The sequence below is a fragment of the Actinomycetospora sp. genome (assembly GCF_055612215.1).
Genome location: NZ_JBVPVA010001169.1, coordinates 1 through 1,572, shown reverse-complemented (window position 1 = coordinate 1,572; position 1,572 = coordinate 1). Strand labels below are relative to the sequence as shown.

Below are 1,572 nucleotides of genomic sequence, written 5' to 3'. Positions count from 1 at the left end.
ACGTGCTCGAGCGGCCCGCCCTGCTGACCGGGGAAGACGCTCGAGTTGAGCTTCTTGCCCAGGTCCGCGGTGGCGAGGACGAACCCGCCGCGGGGGCCACCGAGGGTCTTGTGCGTGGTCGAGGTGACGACGTGGGCGTGCGGCACGGGGGAGGGGTGCAGGCCCGCGGCGACCAGCCCGGCGAAGTGGGCCATGTCGACCATGAGGTACGCCCCGACCTCGTCGGCGATGCGCCGGAACGCGGCGAAGTCGAGCCGGCGCGGGTAGGCCGACCAGCCCGCGATGATCAGCTTCGGGCGGCGCTCGTGGGCGAGCCGGGCGACCTCCTCCATGTCGACGCGGTGGTCGTCCTCGCGGACGTGGTAGGCGGCGACGTCGTAGAGCCGGCCCGAGAAGTTGAGGCGCATCCCGTGGGTGAGGTGGCCGCCGTGGGCGAGGTCGAGGCCCAGGATGGTGTCGCCGGGGGAGAGCAGGGCGGCCATGACGGCGGCGTTCGCCTGGGCGCCGGAGTGGGGCTGGACGTTGGCGAACTCCGCACCGAACAGCTCCTTCACCCGGTCGATCGCGAGCTGCTCGATCACGTCGACGTGCTCGCAGCCGCCGTAGTAGCGCCGGCCCGGGTAGCCCTCGGCGTACTTGTTGGTGAGCACCGAGCCCTGCGCGCTGAGCACGGCCGCCGGGGCGACGTTCTCGCTCGCGATCATCTCCAGGGTGCGCTGCTGCCGCGTGGTCTCCCGCCCGATCGCGGCGTGGACCTCCGGGTCGGCCTCGGCGAGCGGCCGGGACAGGACCTCGGCTCCCCGCAGGCTGTTCGCGTGGGCGACGGTCAGCGACATCGGCGTGCTCCGCACTACTTCGACGACTGATATATCTATTGGCGCGGACTGTAGGCAGGCGTGCTCGGCAGCGTCAATGGGTGCGGGGGCGCGGAGTCGGGCGCAGTCGGCGGCTCACTCGTCGAGGGCGCCGGGGAGCCCCGCCGACGAGGGGCACTGGGCGCAACTCGTGGGGCGTGCCGACGTGCGCCATGTGCTCGTGATCATGGAGCTGGGGCGGGCGGCAGTGGCGCGCGGGCGGCTGAGTCGCGCGGGCGACCAGGTCCACCTCGGCTCGCGAGGGGCACAGGGCGCAGCCGAGAGGGCGCCCGACCCTGCGTCAGGTGCTGATGATCAAGGAACGGCGGCGGCGCGCGGGCGACCCGGGTCCACCTCACCTGGCGAGGGGCACAGGGCGCAGCCGAGAGAGCGCGCGGACGTGCGCTACGTGCTGATGATCATGGGGCGGGGCGGGGCGCCCGCGCTCACGCCGGCTTCGCCGCGGCGTGGGTGATGTAGCGCTCGACGACGGTCCGGGCCTCGATGATGTTGCGGGCGTGGCCCCAGCGGGAGGCGTCGAGGGTGTTGTGCGTCCACCCGCCCGGCGGCACCCGGGTGCCCAGGGTCAGGTATCCGATCTGGCGGTCCCAGAGGATTTCCGATTCGAACCCGCGCGGATCGTCCCAGCGCCAGGAGTGTCCGTGATCCTCGGGGGACTCCACGACCAGAATGCCGTCGATCTCCATCTCGCGCTCCC

The 1,572-nt window shown here is 72.6% G+C and carries 2 protein-coding genes; both read right to left on the bottom strand.

The window, feature by feature from the left end; genetic code table 11:
* Positions 1 to 836, bottom strand: an 836-nt coding sequence (glyA, locus tag AC0CYZ_RS31430) for a serine hydroxymethyltransferase (RefSeq protein WP_472222154.1), incomplete at its 3' end; no start/stop codon positions are given.
* Positions 837 to 1,300: 464 nt separating this feature from the next.
* Positions 1,301 to 1,572, bottom strand: a 272-nt coding sequence (locus tag AC0CYZ_RS31425; RefSeq protein ID WP_472222152.1) for a hypothetical protein, incomplete at its 5' end; no start/stop codon positions are given.